At 37.4% G+C, this 455-nt stretch carries 1 pseudogene; it reads left to right on the forward strand.

Annotated features, from left to right (window positions below):
• A pseudogene (locus DMB71_RS00140) lies at positions 1-455 on the forward strand (RHS repeat domain-containing protein); the annotation flags it as partial.

Below are 455 nucleotides of genomic sequence, written 5' to 3' on the forward strand. Positions count from 1 at the left end.
GATGATTACAGTTATGATGATAACGGAAATATGATTGCCGATAAGAACAAAAATATCACTGACATAAGTTACAATCATTTAAACCTGCCAAAGAAAATAACATTTGGAACAACAGGAAGTATTGAATACTTTTACAATGCATCTGGGCAAAAACTGAAAAAAGCGGTTACCGAAGGCACTGTTACTGCCGTCACTGATTATTTGGGAGGTTACCAGTACAAGGACAATGTTCTGGAGTTTTTCCCGACGGCAGAAGGGTACGTAAAAAATACGGCAGGAGCGCTTTCGTATGTTTTCCAATACAAAGACCATTTAGGAAACGTGCGCGTAAGCTACGCTAAAAACCCGACAACGCAGGTTCTTGAAATTATTGAAGAGAATAATTATTATCCTTTTGGATTAAAGCACAAAGCATATAATGATTATCTGCCGACAGCGAATAAGTATAAGTACAA

The sequence above is a fragment of the Flavobacterium tistrianum genome (genome assembly GCF_003254545.1).
Lineage (GTDB): Bacteria > Bacteroidota > Bacteroidia > Flavobacteriales > Flavobacteriaceae > Flavobacterium > Flavobacterium tistrianum.